Consider the following 25042-nt stretch of genomic DNA (forward strand, 5'->3'; position numbering starts at 1 on the left):
CTGCTCGCCGCGGCGGTCGCCGTCGCGGCGGTCCTGGCGTTCGTCCTGTGGCCCGGCGACGGCGGGACCCCGGCGCCCCGGCCGGGTGTCACCGGTTCCCGGCCGGCCACCGCCTCGGGGTCGGCCACCGCGTCCGGGCCGGCCACGGCGCCGCGGACCCGCCCCGCGTTCACCGCGGTCCCGAGGGCGTGCTCGCTGCTCAGCGCGGAAACGGTGGCCACGCTGGTGCCGGAGCCCTCCTCCCATCCGGGCCGCGACGGTCCCCGGACCCAGTCCTGCGCCTGGATGCCCGGCGGTGGCGGCGGGCGGACGCTGAGGACGGAGTTGCGGGTCGTCTCGTCCGTGCCCGCCGCGCACGACCAGTTCTTCCAGGAGTACCGGGAGATCACGCCGGCGCCCGTCCACCATCCCGTCCGTCCGCTGAACGGGCTGGGCGACGAGGCGTTCGTCCACTACGAGCGCGACACGAGCCCGATCGCGTTCGTGGTGTTCCGGCGGAGCAACCTCATCGCCGAGGTCAGCTACGAGACCGGGGACGAGGACCGGTCGCGCGTCGGCGCGCAGAGGGCGGCCCGCCTGATCCTGGCGGCGCTCGACAAGAGCCGCTGAGCATCCCCGAGCAAGGAGAGATCACGTGCAGCAGGGCCGATCGCCCTGGAGCGACCCCGCCTACGAACGGCCGAAGCGCCCCCGGAACCGCCGCCGCGCGGCCGTGGTGGCCGCGGCGCTCCTCACCCTGCTGGCCCTGGGCGCGGCCCTGGTGGTGGCGGCCGTGCGCCTCGACCAGGAGGACCGGCGCGGGAAGGAGCGCCCGCCGGCCCCCCGGGCGCAGCTCCCCTCCCCCGAGGCGGGCCCCTACAAGAAGATCCTCAACGACGACGCCTGCGCCCTGGTCCCCGACGGCCTCCCCGAACGACTGGCCCTGCACGCCGCCCCCAAGTCGGGCCTGGAATCCTCCGGCTGGGTGTGCGAGTGGTCCTCCACCCGGACCGAGGGCTCCGTCCGGACCACCCGCGACGCCAAGATCGAGATCAGCCTGGCGGGCCCGCAGAGCGGCGAGCCGGGCATCGCCTGGGCCACCCGCCGCTTCGCCCAGCAGCGCGACGGCGCCCGCGCCCCGGACCGCCGCTTCGAGGTCGCCGAGGTCGAGCACGGCCCGGTCCAGGACCTGACCGGCGTGGGCCACGCCGCGTTCACCGGGTACGAGCTGAGCAAGGGCATGGGTCTCGGGCCCACCGGGACGGCGACGGCGGTGGCCCGCCTGGACAACGCGATCGTCAAGGCCGAGTACGGCGGCCGCACCGTCCGGCTCGACGGGCTCGGGCTGCCCGACGCCGGGACCGCCCGGCCCGTCACCGACGCCGCGGCCCGCCGGCCCGCGACCGAGCTCCTGCGGGCCGCCGTCACCGCCCTCCGCTCCTGCCGGGGCTGCCTCTCCTGACCACCTTCCCGGCACATCGGACATCCGGGATCGTCACCCCCTACGCTGCTGGGCGGAGCGGGCCACGGGTGGTCGGGGGCGACCGTAGGCTTGGCATTCTGTTTTGATCGCTTTTGGGGGGACGCGTTGCGGCTGCCTGAGCATCTGGAACTGCTGCTCACCGACGAACCGGTCCTGGACGTGTACGCCCACGGACCGTGGCGGGTTCCTGACGGGCTGTTGGAGACGGTCGCCGAACGCGTCGACGCGCTCGCCGCCGACCCGCGCGGGGCCGGGCTGACCACCGAGCAGCACATGCTGCTGCGGCTGCCCGCCTCGCTCGTGCTGGCCGAGGTGATGGGCATCCTGGCGTTCCTGCCGGGGGGCGGCGCGATCAAGGGCGGGTCGCGGTGCCAGCTGTCGGAGCGGCTCCTCGGCCCCCATCTGGCCAAGCCGCCGCGGCTCAGCGACCGCATGACCCTGTGGGAGGCCCCGGGCGGGCGGTGGCGGCCGCCGGGGGACTGGCTGCTGGAGGCCCCCGACCGCAAGCTCGCCATCGAGCTCGCCCGTGACTGCCTGGGCGCGCTGGAGGGCATCGAGCCGCTGGAGGGACGGCGGCGGGCGCTGCTGCGGCTGTACGACGAGCCCCCGCCCTGTGACGTCGACCTCCCCAAGGCCGACCTGCTGGAGCTGTGGGCCCGGCACGCCGACGAGGAGGTCCTCGCGGCCGTCCCGGAGCTGCTCGGGCCCGTCGGGTACCTGGAGTGGGTGTGCGCGGGGCTGCTCGCCGCCCGCGAACGGCTCACCGCCGCCGCCCCGCGCGACGAGGCGCTCGACCGGCACCTGTCGCGGCTGCTGCTCCAGGCCGAGATGGAGCACGTCCCGGCCGAGCTGATGGTCGCGCTGGGCGAGGAGCGCTACCGGGAGGTGGCGGCGCGGTTCCCGGGAGACCGGCGCGAGTTCAAGGCCGGGCCGTGGCAGGAGGAGACGCGGTCCTGGCTGCTGCGGGCGCTGCTGGAGGGTGAGGCCGACGCGTGCCGGGCGTGGCTGGACATGGCGATGCGGTTCACCGCGATCGTGCAGGGGCTGCCCGGCGAGCCGTGGTTCCCGAAGAACGAGTACCTGCCGGTCGCGCTGTTCCAGACGGACCTGCGCCGGATGTTCGCGCCGCGCCGCCGGGTCGTCAACCCGCTCACCGCGCGGCTGCGGGTCCCCGAGGCCCGGAAGGAGGCCGGCGAGCTCCGGCCCGCACTGGAGACCTCGCTGGTCGGCCAGCCGGAGCTGGTCGCGGCCCTGGCGGAGGCCGCCGGCGCCCGGGGTCCGGTCCGGCTGCTGGTCGCCGGTCCCGACGGCACCGGCAAACGCGACGCCGCCCAGGAGCTCGCCAGGTCCCTCCCCCTGCCCCGCGACCCCCTGTGGGTCACCGACAACCTGTTCGCGGGGCAGCGCCTCACCGACGCCGTCGCCCGGCTGCACGCCGACGCCCGGGACTGCGCCGCCGAGCGCCTGCTCGTCATCGAGGGCCTCGACGCGATCGTCACCGACCCCGGCAACGGCGAGGCCCTCGCCCGCGAGCTCCGCCAGCTCCTCTCCGTCCACCCCGACCTCAACGTCGTGGCCCTGTGCGACGCCGACGGCGACACCCGCATCCGCGAGGTGGACCCGGCGCTCCCGCTCAGGTTCCGGGTCGCGCGCACCCGGCCGTTCACCGCCGCGGAGCACGCCGAGCTGTTCCGCCGCGAGCTGGCCGCGCGCGACGTCCGCGCGACCCGCCAGGCCCTCGCGGCGGCGGGCGAGCTGCTGGCGGCGACCCCTCCGCTCCAGTCGCTGCGCAACGCCCGGCTGGCCGCCCACCTGGCCGACCTGGTGCTGGCGGGCCTCGCCGGGGACCTGGTCCGCAAGCCCGACATCCCCGAGACCCTCGACACCGCCGGGCACCCCGGCAACCCGCTCACCGAGCTGGCCGACCTCACCGGCCTGCACACCGTCAAGCAGGAGATCTCCCTGCTGGTGGCGGGCACCCGCGCCGACCGGATGCGCGCGGCGGCGGGCGTGCGGGTGAGCGTCCCGACGCGGCACATGGTGTTCACCGGCAACCCCGGCACCGGCAAGACGATGGTGGCGCGCCTGGTCGGCCGCATCTACAAGAAGCTGGGCGTGCTGTCGTCGGGCCATCTGGTGGAGGCGACCCGCGCGCACCTGGTCGGCGAGTACATCGGCCAGACCGCGCCGCGCACCCGCCGCCTGGTGGAACGCGCCCTCGGCGGCGTCCTGTTCATCGACGAGGCGTACACGCTCACGCAGTCCCCGCACAAGGACGACTACGGGCACGAGGCCATCGCCGAGCTGGTCAAGATGATGGAGGACCACCGCGACGACCTGATCGTCATCGTCGCCGGGTACCAGCGCGAGATGGCGTCGTTCCTGGCCGCCAACCCGGGCCTGGAGTCGCGGTTCCCCAAGCAGCTGCACTTCCCCGACTACACCGACGAGGAGCTGCTGGAGGTCTTCGCCAAGCTGGCCGCCGAGGCGGGGTTCGGGCTGGGCGAGAACCTGCCCGAGGCGCTGGCGGGGATGCTGCGGCGGGTGCCGCGCGGGCCGTCGTTCGGCAACGGCCGTCTGATGCGCAACCTGCTGGACGTCGCGATCGCCAACCAGTCCGAACGCGTCGCCTCCGCCGACCGCGCCGCCCGCCGCGCGGGCCGCGAGCCCCGCGTGACGAGGAAGGACCTGGTCACCCTGCGTGCCGAGGACCTGCCGCCGCTCCCGGAACTCCCCCAGGAACTTCTCGGCCTGTACCTCTGAAATCCCCTCTGTGGGGGTATGACGGAAATGCGAGTCCCGGCTTCCCCGACCGTGACGACGGCGAGGAGTCCGGCATGCCCGGTGTCATCCCTACCGAGACGGCGGTGCTGCGCGACGTCGCCGCGCACGAGCTGGCGCGGCTGCGCGACGGGACGCTGCCGTGGACGTGGTGGCTGGACAAGGCCGCGCGGTTCGGCCGGTTCGGCTTCACCAACACGCTGCTGATCGCCGCGCAGTGGCGGGCGGCCACCGACGTGCGCTCCTACGAGGAGTGGCAGACGGCGGGCCGCCAGGTCCGCCGGGGCGAGAAGGGCCTGCGGATCATCGCGGCCCCCGACACGCCCGTCTCGGTGTTCGACCTGTCCCAGACCGCGGGCCTGCCGCCGCCCACGCCCCGCCCGGCCGACGCCGCGCGGGCCCGCGACCGCCTGGCGGCGCTGGCCGCCCGCCGCTTCCCCCACGCGCCCCTGCCCTCGGGCGACCTGGCCGCGCTGCTGCACCAGCTCGTCCACGCGCTGCGCGGCGACCCGCTGGACCCGCCCGGCGCGGGATGCCACGGACCGCGCCGGGTCGAGGCCGACTCGGTCGCCCACCTGGTCATGACCCGGCTCGGCCTGACGCCGCCGACCCTCGCCTTCCCGCCCGCCGTGCCGTGGGCGAACGCGGCGTTCGGCGACCGCGTCCTGCGCCTCACCGGCGTCCTGCACGCCCACGCCACCGACCCGTCCGGCGACGTGCTGGCGGCCGCGCACGTGTTCTTCCGGACGCGCCTGGCCGCGAGCTGGGTGCCGTCCTACCTGGTGGACCGGGGGTTCTCCCGGACGGTGCAGCGCCGCTGGCAGATCGGCCACGCCCCGCCCGGCGGCCGCGCCCTCACCGACCACCTGCGCGCGGCGGGCCACCCCGAGGACGCGCTCGTCGCGACCGGCCTGGCCCGCCGGGGCCGCTCGGGGCGGCTGTACGACGCGTTCCGCGACCGGATGATGTTCGCGATCCGCGCGGCGGACGGGACGATCGCGGGCTTCATCGGCCGCCGCTCCGACCGCGCCTCCGGCCCCAAGTACCTCAACACCCCCGACACCCCGCTCTTCCACAAGGGCGAGCTGCTGTACGGCCTGCACGAGACCCGCGACCGCCTGGCCCGCGGCGCCCGCCCGGTCCTGGTGGAGGGCCCGCTCGACGCGATCGCGGTGAACGCCTCCTCCCGCGACCACGCGGCGGTGGCGACGTGCGGCCTGACCCTGACGCGTGCCCAGGTGGAGGCCCTGGACGCGACGGCGGCGGACCTGGCGGCGACGGGCGTGCTGCTGGCGCTGGACGGCGACCCGGCGGGCCACGCGGCCACCCGCCGCGCCTGGGAGGTCCTGCGCCACCTCCCGGCCGACGCGGTGCTGCTGCCGCCCGGCCGGGACCCGGCGGCCGTGCTGGCGGCGCACGGCCGCCCCGCGGTCCGCGCGGCGCTGGCCGACACGGTCCCGCTCACCGACCTGGTCATCGACCGCGCCCTGGACGGCCCGGCCGACACCCCGGAACGGCGCCTGGCCGCGCTCCGCACGGCCGTCCCCCTGATCGCCGCGACCCGACCACCGGAGTACGCCCGCCACGTGGCCCGCCTGGCGGCCCGCCTGGACCTGCCGCCCTCCCTGGTCACCGCGGCCCTCGCCGAGGCGGTCAGTCCCGGCGGACCGTCCGCGCCGCGGTGAACAGCGCCTCCTCCGCGCCCGCCCGCGTCACGAACTGGACGCCGACCGGCAGGCCGTCCACCGTTCCGGCCGGGACGCTCAGCGCGGGCAGGCCCAGCAGGTTCCACGGGCAGGTCCACGAGATCAACGTCGGCGGGACCGGCCCGAACGGCCCCTCCCGCTCCCCGACCGGCGGCGCGGGGATCGCCGCCGCGGGCATCACGAGCACGTCGTGGCGCTCCAGCAGCGCGGCGACCTCGGCGGCGAACGCCTCCCGCTCCCGCAGCGCCCGCAGGTAACGCCAGGCGGGCGCCTCCGCCGCCGTCCGGACGCGGCCCAGCACCTCCGGCTGGTACAGCTCGGGGGCGCGCTCGGCCCGTTCCACGTGGACGTCGGCGACCTCGGCGCTCTGGATCGCCACGAACGTCCGCCACATCGCCGCCAGGTCGAGCCGCTCGACGGCCAGCCCCTTGAACGGGGCCCGCACCACGCCCTCGACCCGCGCGTCCACCGGCGCCCCCTCCACCCAGGCCATCCGCGGGCCGTCCCCGACCGGCGCGTCCGCTTCCGGCGCGTCGCGGAGCGCGCGGTAGGCGGTCCGGCAGTCCTCCGCGCTCCCCGCCAGCACCCCGACGTGGTCCAGCGACACCGACAGCGGGAACACCCCGTCCACGGGCAGGGCCCCGTGCGGGGGCTTGAACCCCGCCACCCCGCACAGCGCCGCCGGGATCCGCACCGAGCCGCCGGTGTCGGTCCCCAGCGCCAGCGGCACCGCGCCCGACGCCACCGCCGCCGCGCTGCCCGCGCTCGACCCGCCCGACATGCGCGAACGGTCGTGCGGGTTGCGGACCGGCCCGTTCACCGAGACGTCCCCGGTGGACCCGTAGGCGAACTCGTGCGTGACCGTCATCCCCACGATCACCGCTCCCGCCGCGCGGAGCAGCCGCACGCACGCGGCGTCCCGCTCGGGAACGTTCCCGGCGAAGTGCGCCGAACCCATCCCGCACGGCAGGCCCGCCACGTCGATCAGGTCCTTCACCGCGACCGGGACGCCGTGCAGCGGCCCGCGCCAGGCGCCCCGCCCCGCCTCCTCGTCGGCCCGCCGCGCCGCCGCCCGCGCGCCCTCGGCGTCCACGTGCGAGAACGCGTTCAGTCCGGGGTCGATCGACGCCAGCGCCCGTTCCACCAGGAACAGCGCCGACCACCGCCCGGACCGCAGCCCGGCACCCAGTTCCGCCAGCGAACGCCCGACAAAGAACCCGTTCATATCGCCCCAAACGTTTCGAGTGGCAGCCACACCGTAGTGCGACCCGCCCCGGAGAATCGACCATGTCCGACGTGCCGCGCCCCCTCGACGGCCGTCACGCACCGTTCACCTATCCTCACCTTCCGCTCATCGCAACGGTCCGACCGCTCGCCGACGCCGCCCGCCGTTCGGGCAACCTACGGCCGGGTAACGCGGTTAGCTTCATCGCACCCTGTGGGGACGTTCCGCACGGTCCATCGGGGGCGGGACGGATCAAGGCCGTCCCGGACGCCAGCTGATCGACCCCACGCATCGGGCGGGGGGAAGGAGGTCGCGGCGGACCGGTCGGGGGTGCGCACCGGCCGCCGTGACCTCTTCACCCCGGCCCTCTCACCCGGGCCCTCCCGCGTCCTCGGCCACCACCTCGGCCAGCGCCGCCGCGACCGCCGCCCGCAGCGCCGCGTGCCGCTCCCCCAGCGCGTACCGCTCGTCCCGCAGGTCGGGATACCTCCACACCGGCCCGTGCCGCAGCGTCTCCTCCTCCCACCGGTACCGCGCGAACACGTGCCCGTGCAGGTGCTCCCACGAGTTCCCGTAGACGCTGTAGTTGATCCGCCAGAACTCCGGGTCCAGCGCCGAGCAGGCCCGCTTCACCGCCTCCCCGAGCAGCGCCAGGTCCGCCAGGAACGCGACCCGCTCCGGCTGCGGCAGGTCGTTGAGCTGCCCGGCCTCCCCCTCGTAGATCAGCAGGCTGTAGCCGGGGAGCCGCTGCACGTCCCCCAGCACCGCCGTGCCCGTCCGCATCCGCCCGAGTAGCGTCGAGTCGTCCACCATTCCCCGACTCTGGCACGGCCGCTTGACCCTGACACGGTGTCAGCTCGTACCTCTGGATCCATCATGTTCACCATCGGAGACTTCGCCCGGCACGGCCAGGTGTCGGTCCGGATGCTGCGGCACTACGACGCGCTCGGGCTGCTGCGCCCGGCCCGCGTCGACCCCGCCACCGGCTACCGGTACTACGAGGCCGCCCAGCTGACCCGGCTGAACCGCGTGCTCGCCCTGAAGGACCTCGGCTTCACGCTGGAGCAGGTCCGCGACATCCTCGACGACAAGGTCACCGCCGAGGAACTGCGCGGCATGCTCCGCCTCCGCCAGGCCGAGCTGCACCAGCGGCTGGCCGCCGAGACCGCCCGCCTGACCCGGGTCGAGGCACGGCTCCGACTGATCGAGAGCGAGGGGCACATGCCCGCCGACGACATCGTGATCAAGTCACTGCCCGCCGTCCGCGTGGCGGAGCTGACCGCCACCGCGGGCGGCTTCGCCCCCGAGGAGATCAGCCCCGTCATCCGCCCGCTGTACGAGGAGCTGTTCCGGCGGCTCGAAGCGGCCGGGATCACCCCCGCCGGGCCGAGCATCGCCTACTACGACCAGCGGGAGGACGGCACCGTCACCGTGCACGCCGGGGCCACGGTCAACGCCGACCCGGACCGCGCCCGCGACTTCGCGGTCGTGGACCTGCCCGCCGTCGCCGAGGCCGCGACGATCGTCCACCGCGGCGACATGGACGACGTGTCCCCCACCCACCAGGCCCTCGCCCGCTGGATCGCCGACAACGACCGCCGCACCGCCGGCCCGTCCCGCGAGCTGTACCTGAACGCCTGCGGCCCGATGTCGGAGTGGGTCACCGAACTCCAGGAGCCCCTGACCCCCTGACCGGACCCGGCGCCGGTCGCCTCCCCTTCACCGCCGACTCGACCGTCCTGTCCGGGGCGGGGCGTGCCCGCCGCCGGCGCTGCCGACGGCGGGCACGGGCGGTAAGACCCGGCGCCGCCCGGAGGAGGCCACCGACGTCGGCGCCGCGACCGCCACCAAGGCCGCGCGGCGCGTTCGCGCTGCCGACCGCCTCCCCCGCCGTCCGCGCCGCCCTCGGCCTGGTCCTCACCGCGGGCCGGGTCACTCGTCGCGGGTGAGCAGCGTCGCGGGGTGATCGTGCAGGAACTTGGGCACCACCATGCGCCAGGCGTCCACGACCAGCTCGCGCATCTCGTCCTCGTCGAGCGCGGCCGTCCAGGCGTTCACCCAGTTGAAGCGCTGGTCGGACGGGCGGGGCAGGTGGAAGACGTCGGGGCGTTCGGTGATGAGGCCGTCGCGTTCCTCCTTGGGGAACGCGAACCCCATCACCGTCTCGTCCCGCGAGAACGCCACGTAGACGATGCTCCCGACGCGGAACTTCACCCGGTCGCGTATCAGGTGCTCCGAGGTGCGCGGCAACGCCGCCGCCACCCGCCGCACGTCCTCCACGGTGACCACGCCGACCACCCCCTCACGCCGGCACCCTAACCCCGCCCACCGACGGAACCGGTCGCCGCCCGCCGCTGGGATGATCTCGGCATGGCCGAGACCTGGAGCTTCGACGGCACCGCGTCCGTGACGCCCGACACCGCGGTTCACGGGATCCGGGCGAGGATCGCCGAGGGGCGGCTGGAGACGTGGCTCCACAGCTCCGCCGGGAGGGCGCTGGCGTTCGTGACCAACGCGGAACGCGCGATGGTCATGCTGGTCGACGAGCCGGGCGATCCCGGCGGGCACGCGACATCGCCCGGGGCCGAGGGCCGGAGCGGCGGCTTCGTCCTGGCGAACGGGCAGGCCGACGAGTACCCCGACGCGGACACGGTGCCGCTCGCCGAGGCGTTCCGGATCGTCCGGCACGCCATCGCCCACGGATCCCCACCGCCGGACGCGGCGTGGGCGGCCGACCGCTGAGCGGTCAGGCGTTGACCCAGTGGCCGTCGAAGTCGTCGCGGAAGCGGTCCAGCGCCTCCCCGGTCCTCGCGCGGACCGACAGCCAGTCGTCGCCCTCCACCCGGATCATCAGGTCGGGGCCGGTGAACCAGCGTCCCCACGGGGCGGGGAGGTCGGGGCGGGCGGTGAACGCGCGCTCCAGCCGTTCCGCATCGTCCTCTTCCAGGTCGCGGCCGTCGCACAGGTCCTCGGACACGTGCAGGGCCTCCGACAGCAGGATCTCCTGGACGGTCCGCGTGAGGCCGCCGAGCCACGGCTCCCACCTCTCGGCGGACTTGTCGGCCAGGTCCGCGCGGACGAACGTCGCCGGGTCCGCGAGCCCGGAGTCGGCCGACCGGACGCCCCAGTTCGCCGCCCCCTGGTTCTCGCTCCGGAAGACCAGCGCGCCGTCGAGCACGTACAGCTCGGACGGGGCGAGCAGCGTGTCGTGGTTGCTCGTCAGGTCGGCGCGCCGCCCGAACAGCCGGTACGCCTCCCGCAGCGCCCCGGGCAGCCGGACGCCCAGCCGCGCCTCGGCGGCGTCCAGCTCCTCCTCGGTGAACCCGTCCCGCACGGTGAGCGGCGTCGCCCACTCCGCGGCGAAACGGCGCGCGAACTCCCCGAGGCCGGTGGCGGTGTCCATGGCGGAACGGCCTAGCGCCGCCGCGTCGCCAGCGTGATCGCGACCACCAGCGCGGCGACCGCTCCGAGCACGACGAGCAGGATCAGCACTTCGGAAACCCCGATACCCGGCATGGGCCCTCTTCTCTCGCAAAAGCTCGATCAGACACCCGATCCCATCACATCGGACAGGACGTGCACAGCCGCCCGCTACCGGCGCCGCGTCGCCAGCGCGACCACGGCCACCAACGCCCCGGCCATCCCCAGCAGGATGAGCAGGATCAGCATCCCGATGACAACGACACTCCCCATCGGCCCTCTTCTCTCGCGAAAGCTTGATCAAAGGGCCAATCCCACCACATCGGTCAGGACGTGCGCAGCAGGCCCACCAGCCGGTCCAGGGCCCGCAAGTGGGAGGCCTCCTCGACCTCGCCGAGCGTCTCCGGCGGCGCCGTCACGACCGTGACGATCCGCCCCTCGTGCGCGGCGACGACCCGGCGCGGCCGACGACACGGCGCGTAGCCGCAGATCTCGTCGTCCGGGTGGACGGTGGCCCGGATCCGCTCGGGGTCGAGCCCGTATGCGCCGTCGGCGACCGGCGCTCCCGCGCGAAGCCATCCGGTTTTCCGCCCTCCGAGGCAGAAAGTCGGACATTTGGTGTTCACAGGGAACGAGCCCGGATGTTCACTGGGGGCACCTACGTTCACAGCGCCGCCGCGGCAACCGAAGGTCTCATCCCCCCAAGGAGACGCACCCGTGGAACGTCGTAGCTTCCTGCGCGCCTCGGTCCTCGGCGGCACGGCCGCCGCCTTCACCGGAAGCCTGTGGCAGGGCGCCGCACTGGCCGCTCCCGCGCAGAACGCCCCCAGCCCCTACGGCCCCCTCCAGCCCGCCGACGCCAACGGCGTCCACCTGCCCGCCGGGTTCACCAGCCAGGTCGTCGCACGGTCGGGACAGGCCGTGCCCGGCACGGCCTACCGCTGGCACAGCGCCCCCGACGGCGGCGCCTGTTTCGCCGACGGCACCGGCTGGATCTACGTGTCCAACTCCGAGACGATCTCCCTGCTGGGCGGCGGCGCCTCGATGATCCGGTTCGACGCCGCCGGGCGGGTGACGGGGGCCTCGCGCCTCCTGTCGGGCACCAACATCAACTGCGCGGGCGGCAAGACCCCGTGGAACACCTGGCTGTCATGCGAGGAGACCGACCTGGGACGCGTGTGGGAGACCTACCCGTTCGGCGGCAGGGCGGTCGCCCGGCCCGCGATGGGCCGCTTCACCCACGAGGCGGCGGCCGCCGACCCGGTACGCCGGGCGATCTACCTCACCGAGGACAAGGGGGACGGCTGCTTCTACCGCTTCGTCCCCAGTACCTGGGGCGACCTGTCGTCCGGGACGCTCCAGGTCATGGTGGCGGGCAGCGCCACGTCCGGGACCTTCACCTGGACGAACGTGCCCGACCCCGACGGGTTCCCCATCGCGACGCGCAGCCAGGTGTCGGGCGCCAAGCGGTTCGACGGCGGCGAGGGCTGTTACTACGCCGACGACACCGTGTGGTTCACCACCAAGGGCGACAACCGCGTCTGGCAGGTCAACCTGGCCTCGGGCACCTACGAGCTGGCCTACGACGACGACCTGGTGTCCCCGGGCACCGCGCCACTGAAGGGCGTGGACAACGTCACCGGCTCCACCGCGGGCGACCTGTACGTCGCCGAGGACGGCGGCAGCATGCAGATCTGCATGATCACCCCCGACGACAAGGTGTCGGTGTTCCTGCGGATCAACGGGCAGGGCTCCTCGGAGATCACCGGACCGGCGTTCAACCCCGCCGGGAACCGCCTCTACTTCTCCTCCCAGCGCGGCACCAGCGGCGACCGGCTCGGGACCGGCGGCATCACCTACTGCGTCACCGGGCCGTTCCGCGCCTGAGCCCGGCCCGCGTGTCCGGGAGCGGTCCCGGACACGCGGCGTTCACGCGGAGCGGGTGGGGATGTTCATGACAGGTACCTACGATCGCAGCGCTGCCGCGGCAACCCGACGTCTCATCCCCCCAAGGAGACAGCAGTGGAACGTCGTAGCTTCCTGCGCGCCTCGGTCCTCGGCGGCACCGCCGTCGCGTTCACCGGGAGCCTGTGGCAGAGCGCCGCGCTGGCGGCCCCCGCGCAGAACGCCCCCAGCCCCTACGGCCCCCTCCAGCCCGCCGACGCCAACGGCATCCAGCTCCCCGCCGGGTTCACCGGCCAGGTCGTCGCACGGTCGCGGCAGACCGTGCCCGGCACCTCCTACGTCTGGCACGACGCGCCCGACGGCGGGGCGTGCTTCGCCGACGGCACCGGATGGATCTACGTGTCCAACTCCGAGGTCAGCGCCTCGGCCGGAGGCGGGGCCTCGATGCTCCGCTTCGACGCCACGGGGAAGGTGACGCAGGCCCGGCGGATCCTGTCGGGCACCAACACCAACTGCGCGGGCGGCAAGACCCCGTGGAACACCTGGCTGTCATGCGAGGAGACCAGCACGGGGCGCGTGTGGGAGACCTACCCGTTCGGGGGGACGGCGGTCGCCCGGCCCGCGATGGGCCGCTTCACCCACGAGGCCGCGGCGGCCGACCCGGTGCGCAGGGCGATCTACATGACCGAGGACCGGTCCGACGGCTGCTTCTACCGCTTCGTCCCGAACACCTGGGGCGACCTGTCGTCCGGGACGCTCCAGGTCATGGTGGCGGGCAGCGCCACGTCCGGGACCTTCACCTGGGCGACCGTGCCCGACCCCGACGGCTCCCCCACCGCCACCCGCAGCCAGGTGTCGGGCGCCAAGCGCTTCAACGGGGGCGAGGGCTGCTACTACGCCGACGACACCGTGTGGTTCACCACCAAGGGCGACAACCGCGTCTGGCAGGTCGACCTCGCTTCCAACACCTACGAGCTCGCCTACGACGACAGCCTGGTCAGCCCCGGCACGCCGCCGCTGACCGGTGTCGACAACGTCACCGGCTCCACCGCGGGCGACCTGTACGTCGCCGAGGACGGCGGCACCATGGACATCTGCATGATCACTCCGGACGACAGGATCTCGGTGTTCCTGCGGATCAACGGGCAGAGCGGCTCGGAGATCACCGGACCGGCGTTCAACCCCGCCGGGAACCGCCTCTACTTCTCGTCGCAGCGCGGCACCAGCGGCTCCTCGTCCGGCGGCATCACCTACTGCGTCACCGGACCGTTCCGCACCTGACCGCCCTCCCCGCCGCCCCCGCGCCGCAGGCGACCCGGCACGGCGCGGGGGCGACCCCCCCGCTGTGGGATGATCCTGCTGGTCAGACCATAGAGGGGGCGGAATGTCGCAGACCAGGCACCGGCGGAGCCTGACGGACCCGGACGTGCTGGCGTTCTGGCGGGAACGCCACATCTGCACGCTCACCACGCTCCGCCCCGACGGCACCCCGCACGTCGCCCCGGTCGGCGCGACCCTGGACCCCGCGCGCGGCCTCGCCCGCGTGATCACCTCGGGCGGGTCCCGCAAGGCCCGCAACGTCGCCGCCGCCGGGCCCGAGGGCCTGCCGGTGGCGCTGTGCCAGGTGGACGGCCGCCGCTGGTCCACGCTGGAGGGCCGCGCCGTGGTCCGCGACGCCCCCGCGGAGGTCGCCGAGGCGGAGGCCCGCTACGCCGAGCGCTACAAGCCCCCGCGCGAGAATCCCGAGCGCGTGGTCCTGGAGATCCGGATCACCCGGGTCCTCGGCAATGTCTGAACGGGGGTCCGCCGACCGGCCCGCGCCGGACGGACCGCCCGTCGTCGTGGTCGGGATCGGGGCCGACGGCTGGACGGGCCTGGCCGACGACGCCCGCCGCGCGCTGCGCGACGCCGAGGTGGTCTTCGGCGGGCCGCGCCAGCTCGCGCTGCTCCCCGGCGCGGTCACCGCGCGGCGCGTCCCGTGGCCGTCGCCCATGCTGCCCGCCCTGCCCGGCCTGTTCGACGAGCACGCCGGGCAGCGGATCGCCGTCCTGGCCAGCGGCGACCCCATGTTCCACGGCATCGGCGGCACCCTCGCGCGCCTGCTCGGCCCCGAGCGCCTGCGCGTGCTGCCGCACCCCTCCTCGGTCTCCCTGGCCTGCGCGCGGCTCGGCTGGCCGCTGGAGGACACCGAGGTGGTCAGCGCGGTGGGCCGCCCGCTGGAGACGCTGCACCGGGTCCTCGCGCCGGGCCGCCGCGTCCTCGTGCTCAGCGCCGACGCCGCCACCCCCACCCGCGTCGCCGCGCTGCTCGCCGAACGCGGCCACACCGCCGACCTCACCGTCCTGGAACGCCTCGGCGCCCCCGACGAACGCGTCGGCCCCCTCCCGCCCGGCGGCGCGGACGCCGTCGACCCGCTCAACATCGTCGCCGTCCACTGCCGCGCCGGGGACCCGCTCCCCCTCGTCCCCGGCCTGCCCGACGACGCCTACGACCACGACGGGCAGCTCACCAAGCGCGAGGTCCGCGCCCTCACCCTCGCCCGCCTCGCCCCCACGCCCGGCGCGCTGCTGTGGGACGTCGGCGCGGGCAGCGGCAGCATCGGCATCGAGTGGATGCGCGCCCACCCCTCCTGCCGCGCCGTCGCGGTCGAACACCGCCCCGAGCGCGCCGCCCGCGTCACCGCCAACGCCGCCGCCCTCGGCGTCCCCGGCCTGCGCCTGGTGGAGGGCCGCGCCCCCGAGGCGCTGCGCGGCCTGCCCGCCCCCGACGCGGTCTTCGTCGGGGGCGGCGCGACCGTCCCCGGCATGGTGGAGACGTGCTGGCGGGCCCTGCGGCCCGGCGGCCGGCTCGTCGTCAACGCCGTCACCCTGGAGACCGAACGCCTCGTCGGCGAGTGGCAGGCCCGGATCGGCGGCGACCTGACCCGGATCCAGGTGTCCCGCGCCGCCCCGGTCGGCGGCTTCACAGGATGGAGGACGATGATGCCGGTCACCACGTGGACGGCCGTGAAGGGGGAGGCGGCGCGATGACCGTCCACTTCGTCGGCGCGGGCCCCGGCGCGCCCGACCTGATCACGGTGCGCGGCCGGGACCTGATCGCGGCGTCCCCGGTGTGCCTGTACGCGGGCAGCCTCGTCCCGCCGGAGATGCTGGCGTGGTGCCCGCCGGACGCCCGCCTGGTGAACACCGCGAAGATGACCCTGGACGACATCGTCGCCGAGATGGTGGCGGCCCACGCCGACGGCCACGACGTCGCCCGCCTGCACTCCGGCGACCCGTCGGTGTTCTCCGCGATGGCCGAGCAGATGCGCCGCCTGGACGCCGCGGGCGTCCCCTACGACGTGGTGCCGGGCGTCCCCGCGTTCGCCGCCGCCGCGGCCTCCCTCAACCGCGAGCTGACCGTCCCCGAGGTCGCCCAGTCGGTGATCCTCACCCGCACCTCGGCCCGCGCGACCCCCATGCCGCCCGGCGAGGACCTGGCCACCCTCGGCCGGTCCCGGGCGACGATCGTGCTGCACCTGGCCGTGCAGCGCATCGGGGCGGTGGTCGCCGAGCTGGTCCCGAACTACGGCGCCGACTGCCCGGCCGCCGTGGTCGCGTTCGCCAGCCGCCCCGACGAGGTGATCCTGCGCGGCACCCTCGCCGACATCGCGGACCAGGTGGAGCGGGCGGGCATCGTCCGCACCGCCGTGATCGTCGTCGGCCGGGTCCTCACCGCCGAGAACTTCACCGACAGCCACCTGTACTCGGCGGCCCGCCGCCGCGCCTGAGCCGGCGCTCCCCCCGGCGAGAACGCCTGACGAAGATCCTCGCTCCGCTGCGGTCCTCGTCAGGCCATTTCTCGCAGGATCTCCAGGAACGCCGCCAGTTCCGGGCGCGGCGGCTGGTCCTTGACCACGACGTACACCTGGCGGGTGGGAGTGGGGCGCTCGACCGGGCGGCACACCACGCCCTCGGTGGAGATCGCCCGCAGCGCCAGGCCGGGCACCAGCGTCACGCCGAGCCCGGCGGCGACGAACGCGACCGCCGCCGCGTAGTCGTGCGCCTCCACCACGAAGTCGGGGGTGAAGCCCGCCGCCCCGCACCCCCGGAGCATCGCCTCGCGGCAGTTGCCGGGCGGCCACTCGTTGTCCACCCACGGCTCGCCGCGCAGCGCGCCCAGCTCCACGGTCGCGTTCCCGGCCAGCGGGTGGTCCGGCGGCAGCACCGCCACGAACGGGTCCTCCAGCAGCGGAACGGCCCGCAGCCCGGGCGGCATCCCGGCGAGGTCGGCCGCCAGGACGATCTCCGCGTCGGCCGCGCCGTCCGGGTCGGCGGCCATCGCCAGCCCCTTCCCGACGCGCAGCTCGACCCGCACGCCGGGGAACCGCTTCCGGAAGCGCGCGACGACCGGGGGCACCAGCGCGGCCCCGGCGGAGGAGAAGTACCGCACGACCAGCCGTTCGGACACGCCCCGGCGCAGGTCGTTCAGCGCGGTCTCGGCGGCGGCGAGGTCGGCCTGCACCCTGCGCGCGTGCTCGGCCAGCAGCCGCCCGGCGGCCGTCGGCCGGATCCCGCGCCCGTGGCGCTCCAGCAACGCCGTCCCGGTCTCCCGTTGCAACGCGGCCACATGCTGGCTGACGGCCGAGGGCGTGTAGCCGAGGTGGACGGCGGCGGCCTTGATCGAGCCGGTCTCCACCACGGACCGCAGCACCATGAGCCGGTGAACGTCGAGCACACCCCGACGATACAGCCTGACTTAACCATTCTTCAGAAATCATCGCTTGTGCTGATGATTGGGAAGCCGCCAGCCTGGACGCATGCACACCGACCAGCGCATCCGCCTGGGCGTCGTCGGCCTGGGCGCGATGGGCCGCGCGATGCTCGACGCCGCCGCCGACCACCCCGACGTCGAGGTCGCCCTCGCCGCCGACCCGTCCCCGGCGGCGGTGGAACGTTCCCGTACCGCGCATCCGCACCTCGCGTTCACCGCCTCCCCCGAGAGGGCGCTGACCGGCGACGGCGTCGACGCCGTCTACATCGCCTCCCCGCCCGCGACCCACGCGCGCCACGCGATCGGGGCGATGAAGGCGGGCCGGGCGGTGTTCTGCGAGAAGCCGCTGGCCGTCGACCTCGACGAGGGCGCGGAGATGGTCGCGGCGGCCGAGGCGTCCGGCGTCGCCAACGCGCTGAACTTCGTCCTGTCCGACCGCCGCGCCGCCGTGAAGGTCCTGGCAGCCGTGCGCGCCGGGGAGGCCGGGGAGGTGCTCGGCGTGGAGATGCGGTTCGCGTTCCCGGAGTGGCCGCGGGCGTTCCAGCGGGACGCGGCGTGGGTCGCGGGGCCCGCGCAGGGCGGGTTCCTGCGCGAGGTCGCCTCCCACTTCGTGTTCCTCACCGACCGCCTGCTGGGCCCGCTCGACGTGGCCGACGCCGCGGTCGACTACTCCGGCGCCGAACGCTTCGCGGCCGCGACGCTGCGGGCGGGCGATGTTCCGGTCCGGCTGTCCGGGCAGGTCGCGGCCGTCCCCGAGAGCTACGAGTGGACGCTGTACGGCAGCCGCCGGTCGTACCGGATCACCGGCTGGAGCCGCCTGGAGACGGCCGGAGCGCACGGCTGGACGCCGGTGCCGGTCGACGACGGCCCGCACGGCGACGAACGCGCGCGCCTCGCCGAGTTCGCCCGCGCGGTCCGGGGAGAGACCACGACGCTGGCCGACTTCGCCGCCGGGCTCCGCGTCCAGCGCGTCATCGAGACCCTTCACCTTCGCAACCGGGAGCAGCACCGATGAACACCACCGCCATCGTCGTCCGCGAGACCGGCGGGCCCGACGTCCTGACGCCCGCCGAGATCGACGTCCCCGACGCGCCCGGTCCCGGGCAGGTCCTCCTCGACGTCGCCTACGCCGGGGTCAACTACATGGACGTCTACGGCCGCGACGGCACCTATCCGCAGCGGCTGCCGTGGGTGCCGGGCGCCGAGGGCTCCGGCCGGGTCGTCGCGGTCGGCGCGGATGTCACCGGCGTCGCGCCCGGCGACCGGGTCGCCTGGGAGGGCGTCCCCGGCTCCTACGCGGCGCGGCTGGTCGCCCCGGCCGACCGGCTGCTGCCCGTTCCGGACGCGCTGACCGACGCGCGGGCCGCCGCGCTCCCGCTCCAGGGCCTGACCGCCCACTACCTGGCCACCGACTCCTACGCGATCCGGCCCGGCGACACCGTCCTGGTCCACGCGGGCGCGGGCGGCGCGGGGCTGCTGCTCACCCAGATCGCCAAGATCCTCGGCGCGACGGTCCTCACCACGGTCTCCACGCCGGAGAAGGCGGAGATCTCGCGCGCGGCGGGGGCCGACCACGTCCTCGGCTACGACGACTTCGACGCGCGGGCCCGCGAGCTCACCGACGGGCGGGGCGTGCACGCGGTGTACGACGGGGTGGGGCGGGCGACGTTCGACCGGTCCCTGGACGCGGTGCGGCGGCGCGGGACGCTGGTGCTGTTCGGCGGCTCCAGCGGGCCGGTCCCGCCGGTCGATCCGATGCGGCTGTCCAAGGGGGGCTCGCTGTTCCTGACGCGCCCGACGCTGCGCCACTTCGCCGACGACCGGGACGAGTACCTCAGCCGCTACCGCGACCTGCTCTCCTGGATCGCCGAGGACCGCCTCCACCTGCGGATCCACGGCGAGTACCCGCTGGCCGAGGCCGCCCGCGCCCACCGCGACATCAGCGGCCGCGCGACGGTCGGCAAGCTCCTGCTGCGCCCGTGACGGCGCCGGGCGGCCCGTTCCCGCGACGGGCCGCCCGCGTTCCTACAGCAGCACGATCAGCCCGACGGCGACCAGCACGTCCACGATCCCGCACCACTCGGCGAACGACGACGCCACCGTCCGCCGCAGCCGGATGTGCGCGAAGTCCCAGACGCCGTGCAGGAACCAGCCCGCCGCCACCAGGTAGAGCCCCACGTCCGGGTCCATGACCAGCCCGGCCAGCACCAGCGCCCCGAACCCCACCAGCCCGGCCGCCTGCGTCGTGAACACGTCGCCGCGCCGCAACCGCCCCCCGGCGATCCCCCACAGCAGCACGACCAGCGCGACCGCCCCGAGGACGACCGACGGCGCGACCACGTCCAGCGCCTTCGCCACGACGAACAGGCCGGCGACCCCGAACAGCACCGGCCAGGTCAGGCGCCTGCGGTCGAGCTTCGCCACGATCAGGTAGATCAGCGGCAGCATGAGCATCGCCTCGGCGAGGGCCCGCACCTGGCCCCCCGGATCCGGGTCGTCGCCGGGCATGACCATGAGGGGGGCGAGGAGGCAGGCCACCAGGGTGGGCCAGCGCCGCTTCACCGCGTCGATCCGGCCTCCGCGCGCCGTCTCCGTCGGCTGTGTCATCTCGGGTCTCCCTCATACTCGGGCGGGGTGTCTTCGCGCTCTCAGCCTGCGCTCCGGCGGACGCCGCGCGTAGTGCCGAAGCCCCACCCCCCGGCGTGCGGATGTCACGTTCTTCGATGACAGCCGTCACGCGTCCACGACCGGGGCCCCTTCCTGCCCCACAATGTCCCCATGAGCGACGGCGCGGCCGAAAGCGGAACGGGCTGGACGGGCTTCCGCCGTTACACGTGGTGGACCGTTCCGGGGACGACCGCGTTCCTGCTGGTCCTGATCACGGCCCTGTGGCTGCCGGACCTGCCGCCGGTGCCCCGCGCCGTCGCCGTGGCCGCCCTGGCCGCCACGGCGGCGGCGAGCGTGGTCCTGCTCGGCCACCGGATCGGCGACGACGGTGGCCCGCCCGTCCCCTGGCTGGCCGTCGGGGTCGCGGGCGCGGCCGTCCTGGCGGCGCTCGCCCTGTCCACGCGGGAGTACGGGCGGTGGGCGCTGGCCCCGGCGGTGATGGTGGCGGTCGCGGCGGCGTTCCTGCCGCTGCGCCGCCGCGCCGTCCTGCTCGCCGTCGCCCTGCCGGTCTTCGCGGCCCCCGGCGCCCTGGTGGCCCCGGCCCACGGTGACGACCCGCTCTACGCGGCGCTGTTCCCGGTGGGGCTGCTGGCGTTCACCGTGTGGGCGGTCCTCGGGCCGCTGTGGGCCTGGGACATCGCCGCCCGCCTGGACGTGGCCCGCCGCCTGTCGGCGGAGCTGGCCGTCCGGGAGGAACGCCTCCGCTTCTCCGCCGACCTGCACGACATCCAGGGCCACCACCTCCAGGTGATCGCCCTCAAGAGCGAGCTGGCCGCGCGTCTGGCCGCCGCCGACCCGGCCCGCGCCGCCACCGAGATGGCCGAGGTCCACACCCTGGCCGTCACCGCCCTCCAGGACACCCGCGCCCTGGTCCAGGGCTACCGCCGCACCACCCTCGACGAGGAGATCGCCAACGCCACCCGCGTGCTGACCGCCGCCGACATCGACGCCCGCACCGACCCGTCCCCCGGCGACCCGTCCCCCGGCGACCTGCCGCCCGCGGCCCGGCACCTGCTCGGCCTGGTGATGCGGGAGACGGTCACCAACATCCTCCGCCACAGCCACGCCCGCAACGCCCGCATCGCCTACGCGGTCACCGCCGCCGAGGCCCGCCTGACCATCACCAACGACGGCGCCGCCACCCCGGACGCCGCCCCGGGCACCGCCTCGGACGGAACGGGCCTGACCACCCTCGCCGACCGCCTCCGCGCCGCCGGAGGCACCCTGACCTGGGAGCGGACCGACGACCGGTTCACGGTGACGGCCGTTGTCCCCACGGAGCCGACATGATCCGCCTGCTCATCGCCGACGACGAGGACCTGCTGCGCAGCGCCCTGGCGTCGCTGCTCGCCCTGGAACCCGACCTGGAGGTCGTCGCCGAGGCCGCCACCTCCACCGACGCGGTCCGCCTGGCCCGCGAGCACCGCCCCGACATCGCGGTCCTCGACCTGGAGATGCCCCCGGCCGACGGCCTGCGCGCCGCCGAGGAGATCCGCGCCGACCTGCCCACCAAGGTGGTCATCGTCACCCGGCACGCGCGCCCCGGCGTCCTGCGCCGCGCCCTGGCGGCGGGCGCGAGCGGCTTCGTCGCCAAGACGACCCCGGCCGCCCGCCTCGCCGAGATCATCCGCGACATCGCGGCGGGCCGCCGCTACGTGGACCCCGACATCGCCGCCTCCGCCCTTACCGAGGACGCCTGCCCGCTGACGGCCCGCGAGCTCGACATCCTGCGCGCCACCCGCACCGGGGCGTCCGTCAACGAGATCGCCGCCCAGGTCCACCTGGCCCCCGGCACCGTCCGCAACTACCTGTCCTCCGCGATGGCCAAGCTCAACGCCCCCACCCGCCACGCGGCCGCCCACCACGCCTGGCAGGAGGGATGGATCTGACCGGCGGGCCCGCCGCGCTGGCCGCCCGGGCCCTGCGCACGCGGCGGCTCGCGCGGGCCCCGATCCACCTGTACCGGGCCGGGCTGGGGGCGGTGTTCGGCGCCCGCCTGCTGATGCTGGAGCACACCGGCCGCGTCACCGGCGCCCGGCGTCACGTGGTGCTGGAGGTCGTGGACCGCCCGGCCCCCGACACGTACGTGGTCGTCTCCGGCTTCGGCGAGCGCTCCCAGTGGTACCGCAACGTCCTGGCGGACCCCGACGTCCGCGTCTCCACCGGCCTCCGCCGCGGCGTCCCCGCCCGGGCGGTCCCGATGCCGGAGCAGGAGTCCGCCGAGACCCTGCGCCGCTACGCCCGCGCCCGTCCCCGGGCCTGGCGGAACCTGCGCGCCGTCATCGAGAGGGCGACCGGGGCGCCGGTGACCACGCTGCCCATGGTCCGCCTGACGCTGTCGGCGGGCCGGGCCGTCAGCGGGCCCCCGGACCGTCCCGGCGGGACCAGCCCTCGGCGGCGGTGACCGGGCGGGCCCCGGCCGGCGGGGGCTCGACGGGACGGCCCTCGTACTGGGTGGACAGCACCACCGACGAGTGCATCTCGCCGTGCTCGCCGAGGCGTTCCAGCAGCCCCTCCAGATGCCGCATCGACGCCACCCGCGCCTTCAGCATCGTGCAGGACCCGCCGCTGAGCTTGTGCACCTCGGTCACCTCGGGATAGTCCTCGGCGGTCGTCGTGCGCAGCAGGCAGCGGCCCAGCGAGCAGCGCATCCGCACGAACGCCGTCAGCGGCAGCCCCGCCCGCGCCGGGTCCACCACGGCCCGGTAGCCGGTGATCACCCCGGCCTCCTCCAGCCGCCGGACGCGTTCGGCCACGGCGGGCGGCGACAGGTTCACCCGGCGGGCGAGCCGGTTGAACGACAGGCGGCCGTCGCGCTGCAGCTCGTCCAGGATGCGCCAGTCGGTCGGATCCAGCTCTCCATCGATCATGAAGTCCTCCCCGCCCTCGACCTTGCGAACGCCAGGGGACCAGCCTCCAACGCCTTGCCTTCCGCCTTCAACGCCGCGGGCGGCCTCCCTAGCGTTGAACGCGTGCGACAGCGACGGGACACGGCGGCGCTCTGCGCCGGGACGGCGATGATGAACGCGGCCATGGCCGTCACCTCGGCGACCGGCACCCTGGTCGCCACCGACCACCTCGGCCCGGCCCGGGGCGGCCTGCCCGTCACGGCGGGCATCGTCGGCACCGGCGTCGGCGCGCTGCTGGTCGGCCGCCGCCGCGGTCTGCCGCTCGGCTACCTCGCCGCCACCGCCGGGGCCGCCCTGGCGGTCTGGGCGACCGCCCGGCACGACGTCCCGGCGCTCTGCCTGGGGATGCTGCTGCTCGGCCTCGGCAACGCGAGCGCGCAGCTGTCCCGCTACGCGGTCGCCGGGCTCCACCCGCCGCACCGCCGCGGCTTCGCCATCGGCCTGGTGGTGTGGGCGGCGACGGTCGGCGCGGTGGGCGGGCCGCTGCTGCTGTCCCCCTCCGGCGATCTGGCGGAGTCCGCCGGGCTCTCGGCGCACACCGGCCCGTTCCTGCTGGCGGCGGCGGTGTGCGCGGTCGCCGCCGCGGCCGTCGCCACGGCCGTCACCGGCGGGCCCGAGCGGCCTCCCGTCCCGCGCCCGCGCGACCTGACCCGCTCCCCGGCCGCCCGGTCGGCGTTCGTGACGATGGCGACCGCGCAGGTCGTCATGGTCGCCGTGATGACCGCCGTCCCCCTCCAGATGCACCTGCACGGCCACGGCCTCGCCCCGATCGGGACGGTGCTGTCGGCGCACACCCTGGGCATGTTCGCCCTGTCCCCGCTCACCGGCCGCCTCACCGACCGGTACGGCGCGGACCGCGTGGCCTCGGCGGGCCTGGCGACGCTCCTGGCGGCGAGCGCGCTGGCCGGGGCGGGCCCCGGCGGCGCCCCGTTCCAGGCGGCGGCGATGTTCCTGCTCGGGTACGGCTGGAACCTGTGCTTCATCGGCGGCAGCACCCGGCTGGCCCGCGACCTCCCGGCCGTCGGCCGCGCGAGCCTGGAGGGCGCGGTGGACGCGGCGGTCTGGGGCCTGGCCGCCGTCGCGTCCCTGGCCTGCACGGCGGTCCTGGCGTTCGGCGGCTTCCGGCTCCTGGCGGCCGCGGCGGGCCTCCTGGCGGCGGCGCCGCTGGTCACCCGGCTCGGCCGACGATGGTCCCCGCGCGATCGATGACCACGACGTCCACCGCGACGGGCGCGCCGCGCAGCGTCTCCAGCGCCACCTCGCGGGCGCGGGCCGCCACCAGGTCGCCCAGCGGATGGCCCGCCGCCTGGCAGATCCGCAGCGCGTCGAGCGCCGTGTTCGCGCCCCGGACCCGCTCGGCGGTCTCCGGATCGTCCACCAGCGCGGCCAGCGCCTCGAAGTCCACCTGCGAACGCTTGGAATGCAGGTCCAGGTGCCCGTTCGCGAGCTTGGCGAGCTTGCCGATCCCGCCCGCGATGGTGAGCCGGGGAACCGGATGCCGCCGCAGGTATTTCAGCACCGCGCCCGCGAAGTCGCCCATGTCCAGCAACGCGTCCTCCGGCAGCCCGTACAGCTCGGCGGCGACCTTCTCCGAGGTGCTGCCCGTGGCGCCCGCGACGTGCGTGTACCCCGCCGCCCGCGCCACGTCGACGCCCCGCCGGATGCTGTCGATCCACGCCGAGCACGAGTACGGGACGACGATCCCCGTCGTCCCCAGGATCGACAGCCCGCCGAGGATCCCGAGCCGCGGGTTCCACGTCCGGCGCGCCAGCTCCTCGCCGCCGTCCACCGAGATCTCCACGATGACGTCGGCGTCGCCCAGCACCTCGCGCATCATCCGGCGCGGCACCGGGTTGATGGCGGGCTCCCCGACGTCCAGCGGCAGCCCCGGCTTGGTCACCGTCCCCACGCCCGGCCCCGCCCGGAACGTCACCCCGCCGCCCGGCGGCCCCGGCCGCACCGTGGACCGGACCAGCGCGCCGTGCGTGACGTCGGGGTCGTCGCCCGCGTCCTTGACGATCCCCGCCATCGCGAACCCGTCGCCGCGCTCCTCCACGGCCAGCGCGAACGCGGGCCGCTGCCCCCTCGGCAGCACGATCTCGACGGGGTCGGGGAACTCGCCGCCCAGCAGCGCCGCGTGGGCCGCCTTCGTCGCGGCCGTCGCGCACGCGCCGGTGGTCCAGCCGTAACGGAGTTCGCTCACCCTCCTAGTCTT

General features: G+C 75.4%; 25 protein-coding genes. 17 read left to right on the forward strand and 8 right to left on the reverse strand.

What is annotated here, in order from left to right; all coding sequences use genetic code 11:
* The 4 genes from AKI01S_RS51880 to AKI01S_RS30835 all read left to right on the forward strand — a co-directional run.
* The coding region (locus AKI01S_RS51880) for a hypothetical protein (protein ID WP_067825615.1) at positions 1–609 on the forward strand (609 nt) is incomplete at its 5' end.
* A 25-nt stretch (positions 610–634) separates the two neighbouring features.
* Positions 635–1441 (forward strand): hypothetical protein, encoded by an 807-nt coding sequence (locus AKI01S_RS30825; protein WP_067825617.1) that lies wholly within the window; start codon positions 635–637, stop codon positions 1439–1441.
* Positions 1442–1567: 126 nt separating this feature from the next.
* Positions 1568–4225, forward strand: coding sequence for an AAA family ATPase (locus AKI01S_RS30830; protein ID WP_067825619.1), 2658 nt, complete (start codon positions 1568–1570; stop codon positions 4223–4225).
* 74 nt (positions 4226–4299) lie between these two features.
* Complete coding sequence (locus AKI01S_RS30835) at positions 4300–5928, forward strand: toprim domain-containing protein (RefSeq protein ID WP_067825621.1); 1629 nt, start codon at positions 4300–4302, stop codon at positions 5926–5928.
* On the opposite strand, the gene AKI01S_RS30840 is transcribed toward AKI01S_RS30835, so the two are convergent.
* Together AKI01S_RS30840 and AKI01S_RS30845 are read right to left on the reverse strand one after the other, a co-directional pair.
* Positions 5897–7174 (reverse strand): amidase, encoded by a 1278-nt coding sequence (locus AKI01S_RS30840; RefSeq protein ID WP_067825623.1) that lies wholly within the window; start codon positions 7172–7174, stop codon positions 5897–5899. The genes AKI01S_RS30835 and AKI01S_RS30840 overlap by 32 nt on opposite strands.
* Positions 7175–7543: 369 nt before the next feature.
* Complete coding sequence (locus AKI01S_RS30845; protein WP_067825625.1) at positions 7544–7987, reverse strand: HIT family protein; 444 nt, start codon at positions 7985–7987, stop codon at positions 7544–7546.
* A gap of 63 nt (positions 7988–8050) precedes the next feature.
* Here AKI01S_RS30845 and AKI01S_RS30850 point away from each other — a divergent pair, with 63 nt between their 5' ends.
* Positions 8051–8866, forward strand: a complete 816-nt coding sequence (locus AKI01S_RS30850; protein ID WP_067825627.1) for a MerR family transcriptional regulator — start codon at positions 8051–8053, stop codon at positions 8864–8866.
* Between the two features lie 240 nt (positions 8867–9106).
* Here AKI01S_RS30850 and AKI01S_RS30855 read toward each other — a convergent pair whose 3' ends face one another.
* Positions 9107–9463, reverse strand: a complete 357-nt coding sequence (locus tag AKI01S_RS30855) for an MmcQ/YjbR family DNA-binding protein (RefSeq protein ID WP_067825679.1) — start codon at positions 9461–9463, stop codon at positions 9107–9109.
* Positions 9464–9544: 81 nt separating this feature from the next.
* Between AKI01S_RS30855 and AKI01S_RS30860 the strand changes: the two genes are divergently transcribed.
* The gene (locus tag AKI01S_RS30860) at positions 9545–9916 is read left to right on the forward strand and encodes a hypothetical protein (RefSeq protein WP_067825629.1); all 372 of its coding nucleotides are present in this window, start codon (positions 9545–9547) and stop codon (positions 9914–9916) included.
* A gap of 4 nt (positions 9917–9920) precedes the next feature.
* On the opposite strand, the gene AKI01S_RS30865 is transcribed toward AKI01S_RS30860, so the two are convergent.
* The gene (locus AKI01S_RS30865) at positions 9921–10577 is read right to left on the reverse strand and encodes an SMI1/KNR4 family protein (protein ID WP_067825631.1); all 657 of its coding nucleotides are present in this window, start codon (positions 10575–10577) and stop codon (positions 9921–9923) included.
* A 734-nt stretch (positions 10578–11311) separates the two neighbouring features.
* On the opposite strand from AKI01S_RS30865, the gene AKI01S_RS30875 reads away from it, so the two are divergent.
* The 5 genes from AKI01S_RS30875 (at position 11312) to cobM (ending at position 16268) form a co-directional block, all read left to right on the forward strand.
* Positions 11312–12481: an alkaline phosphatase PhoX gene (locus AKI01S_RS30875; RefSeq protein WP_067825635.1), complete on the forward strand. Its 1170-nt coding sequence runs from the start codon at positions 11312–11314 to the stop codon at positions 12479–12481.
* A gap of 135 nt (positions 12482–12616) precedes the next feature.
* Positions 12617–13780 carry an alkaline phosphatase PhoX gene (locus AKI01S_RS30880; RefSeq protein ID WP_067825637.1) on the forward strand — a complete coding sequence of 388 codons (1164 nt, stop codon included), beginning with the start codon at positions 12617–12619 and terminating at the stop codon, positions 13778–13780.
* 103 nt (positions 13781–13883) lie between these two features.
* Complete coding sequence (locus tag AKI01S_RS30885; protein WP_067825638.1) at positions 13884–14294, forward strand: pyridoxamine 5'-phosphate oxidase family protein; 411 nt, start codon at positions 13884–13886, stop codon at positions 14292–14294.
* Positions 14287–15528 (forward strand): bifunctional cobalt-precorrin-7 (C(5))-methyltransferase/cobalt-precorrin-6B (C(15))-methyltransferase, encoded by a 1242-nt coding sequence (locus AKI01S_RS30890; protein ID WP_067825640.1) that lies wholly within the window; start codon positions 14287–14289, stop codon positions 15526–15528. The genes AKI01S_RS30885 and AKI01S_RS30890 overlap by 8 nt, the downstream gene beginning before the upstream one ends.
* Positions 15525–16268, forward strand: a complete 744-nt coding sequence (cobM, locus tag AKI01S_RS30895; protein ID WP_067825683.1) for a precorrin-4 C(11)-methyltransferase — start codon at positions 15525–15527, stop codon at positions 16266–16268. The genes AKI01S_RS30890 and cobM overlap by 4 nt, the downstream gene beginning before the upstream one ends.
* Before the next feature lie 59 nt (positions 16269–16327).
* Here the strand turns inward: cobM and AKI01S_RS30900 are convergent, their stop codons facing one another.
* Positions 16328–17215 carry a LysR family transcriptional regulator gene (locus tag AKI01S_RS30900; RefSeq protein ID WP_067825642.1) on the reverse strand — a complete coding sequence of 296 codons (888 nt, stop codon included), beginning with the start codon at positions 17213–17215 and terminating at the stop codon, positions 16328–16330.
* A gap of 82 nt (positions 17216–17297) precedes the next feature.
* On the opposite strand from AKI01S_RS30900, the gene AKI01S_RS30905 reads away from it, so the two are divergent.
* Both AKI01S_RS30905 and AKI01S_RS30910 read left to right on the forward strand, forming a co-directional pair.
* Positions 17298–18266: a Gfo/Idh/MocA family protein gene (locus AKI01S_RS30905; RefSeq protein WP_067825644.1), complete on the forward strand. Its 969-nt coding sequence runs from the start codon at positions 17298–17300 to the stop codon at positions 18264–18266.
* Positions 18263–19234: a quinone oxidoreductase family protein gene (locus AKI01S_RS30910; protein ID WP_067825646.1), complete on the forward strand. Its 972-nt coding sequence runs from the start codon at positions 18263–18265 to the stop codon at positions 19232–19234. The genes AKI01S_RS30905 and AKI01S_RS30910 overlap by 4 nt, the downstream gene beginning before the upstream one ends.
* 42 nt (positions 19235–19276) lie before the next feature.
* On the opposite strand, the gene AKI01S_RS30915 is transcribed toward AKI01S_RS30910, so the two are convergent.
* The gene (locus tag AKI01S_RS30915; protein ID WP_067825648.1) at positions 19277–19858 is read right to left on the reverse strand and encodes a hypothetical protein; all 582 of its coding nucleotides are present in this window, start codon (positions 19856–19858) and stop codon (positions 19277–19279) included.
* A gap of 171 nt (positions 19859–20029) precedes the next feature.
* Between AKI01S_RS30915 and AKI01S_RS30920 the strand changes: the two genes are divergently transcribed.
* From AKI01S_RS30920 to AKI01S_RS30930, 3 genes are read left to right on the forward strand one after another with little or no spacing between them, the layout of a single operon-like run.
* Complete coding sequence (locus AKI01S_RS30920) at positions 20030–21208, forward strand: sensor histidine kinase (protein ID WP_067825650.1); 1179 nt, start codon at positions 20030–20032, stop codon at positions 21206–21208.
* Positions 21205–21807, forward strand: coding sequence for a response regulator transcription factor (locus tag AKI01S_RS30925; protein ID WP_067825652.1), 603 nt, complete (start codon positions 21205–21207; stop codon positions 21805–21807). The genes AKI01S_RS30920 and AKI01S_RS30925 overlap by 4 nt, the downstream gene beginning before the upstream one ends.
* A complete protein-coding gene (locus AKI01S_RS30930; protein WP_067825654.1) occupies positions 21798–22322 on the forward strand; it encodes a nitroreductase family deazaflavin-dependent oxidoreductase in 525 nt (174 codons plus the stop codon). Before AKI01S_RS30925 ends, AKI01S_RS30930 begins: the two co-directional genes overlap by 10 nt.
* Here the strand turns inward: AKI01S_RS30930 and AKI01S_RS30935 are convergent.
* On the reverse strand, positions 22273–22788 hold the full coding sequence (locus AKI01S_RS30935; RefSeq protein ID WP_067825655.1) for an Lrp/AsnC family transcriptional regulator: 516 nt from the start codon (positions 22786–22788) through the stop codon (positions 22273–22275). The genes AKI01S_RS30930 and AKI01S_RS30935 overlap by 50 nt on opposite strands.
* A 102-nt stretch (positions 22789–22890) precedes the next feature.
* Here AKI01S_RS30935 and AKI01S_RS30940 point away from each other — a divergent pair, with 102 nt between their 5' ends.
* Positions 22891–24036, forward strand: a complete 1146-nt coding sequence (locus AKI01S_RS30940) for an MFS transporter (RefSeq protein WP_157420263.1) — start codon at positions 22891–22893, stop codon at positions 24034–24036.
* Here AKI01S_RS30940 and AKI01S_RS30945 read toward each other — a convergent pair.
* Positions 23996–25030, reverse strand: coding sequence for a cobalt-precorrin-5B (C(1))-methyltransferase (locus AKI01S_RS30945; RefSeq protein ID WP_067825660.1), 1035 nt, complete (start codon positions 25028–25030; stop codon positions 23996–23998). The two genes, AKI01S_RS30940 and AKI01S_RS30945, sit on opposite strands and share 41 nt — an antisense overlap.
* Positions 25031–25042 lie beyond the last annotated feature (12 nt).

The organism is Actinomadura kijaniata NBRC 14229, assembly GCF_001552175.1.
GTDB lineage: Bacteria > Actinomycetota > Actinomycetes > Streptosporangiales > Streptosporangiaceae > Spirillospora > Spirillospora kijaniata.

Excerpts from the sequence above, each read along its gene's own strand:
- AKI01S_RS30835 (WP_067825621.1), top strand. The coding sequence starts at position 4,300 with ATGCCCGGTGTCATCCCTACCGAGACGGCGGTGCTGCGCGACGTCGCC.
- AKI01S_RS30905 (WP_067825644.1), top strand. The coding sequence starts at position 17,298 with ATGCACACCGACCAGCGCATCCGCCTGGGCGTCGTCGGCCTGGGCGCG.
- AKI01S_RS30910 (WP_067825646.1), top strand. The coding sequence starts at position 18,263 with ATGAACACCACCGCCATCGTCGTCCGCGAGACCGGCGGGCCCGACGTC.
- AKI01S_RS30885 (WP_067825638.1), top strand. The coding sequence starts at position 13,884 with ATGTCGCAGACCAGGCACCGGCGGAGCCTGACGGACCCGGACGTGCTG.
- AKI01S_RS30930 (WP_067825654.1), top strand. The coding sequence starts at position 21,798 with ATGGATCTGACCGGCGGGCCCGCCGCGCTGGCCGCCCGGGCCCTGCGC.
- AKI01S_RS30915 (WP_067825648.1), bottom strand. The coding sequence starts at position 19,858 with ATGACACAGCCGACGGAGACGGCGCGCGGAGGCCGGATCGACGCGGTG.
- AKI01S_RS30850 (WP_067825627.1), top strand. The coding sequence starts at position 8,051 with ATGTTCACCATCGGAGACTTCGCCCGGCACGGCCAGGTGTCGGTCCGG.
- AKI01S_RS30860 (WP_067825629.1), top strand. The coding sequence starts at position 9,545 with ATGGCCGAGACCTGGAGCTTCGACGGCACCGCGTCCGTGACGCCCGAC.
- AKI01S_RS30840 (WP_067825623.1), bottom strand. The coding sequence starts at position 7,174 with ATGAACGGGTTCTTTGTCGGGCGTTCGCTGGCGGAACTGGGTGCCGGG.
- AKI01S_RS30935 (WP_067825655.1), bottom strand. The coding sequence starts at position 22,788 with ATGATCGATGGAGAGCTGGATCCGACCGACTGGCGCATCCTGGACGAG.
- AKI01S_RS30920 (WP_067825650.1), top strand. The coding sequence starts at position 20,030 with ATGAGCGACGGCGCGGCCGAAAGCGGAACGGGCTGGACGGGCTTCCGC.
- cobM (WP_067825683.1), top strand. The coding sequence starts at position 15,525 with ATGACCGTCCACTTCGTCGGCGCGGGCCCCGGCGCGCCCGACCTGATC.
- AKI01S_RS30845 (WP_067825625.1), bottom strand. The coding sequence starts at position 7,987 with ATGGTGGACGACTCGACGCTACTCGGGCGGATGCGGACGGGCACGGCG.
- AKI01S_RS30865 (WP_067825631.1), bottom strand. The coding sequence starts at position 10,577 with ATGGACACCGCCACCGGCCTCGGGGAGTTCGCGCGCCGTTTCGCCGCG.
- AKI01S_RS30925 (WP_067825652.1), top strand. The coding sequence starts at position 21,205 with ATGATCCGCCTGCTCATCGCCGACGACGAGGACCTGCTGCGCAGCGCC.
- AKI01S_RS30890 (WP_067825640.1), top strand. The coding sequence starts at position 14,287 with ATGTCTGAACGGGGGTCCGCCGACCGGCCCGCGCCGGACGGACCGCCC.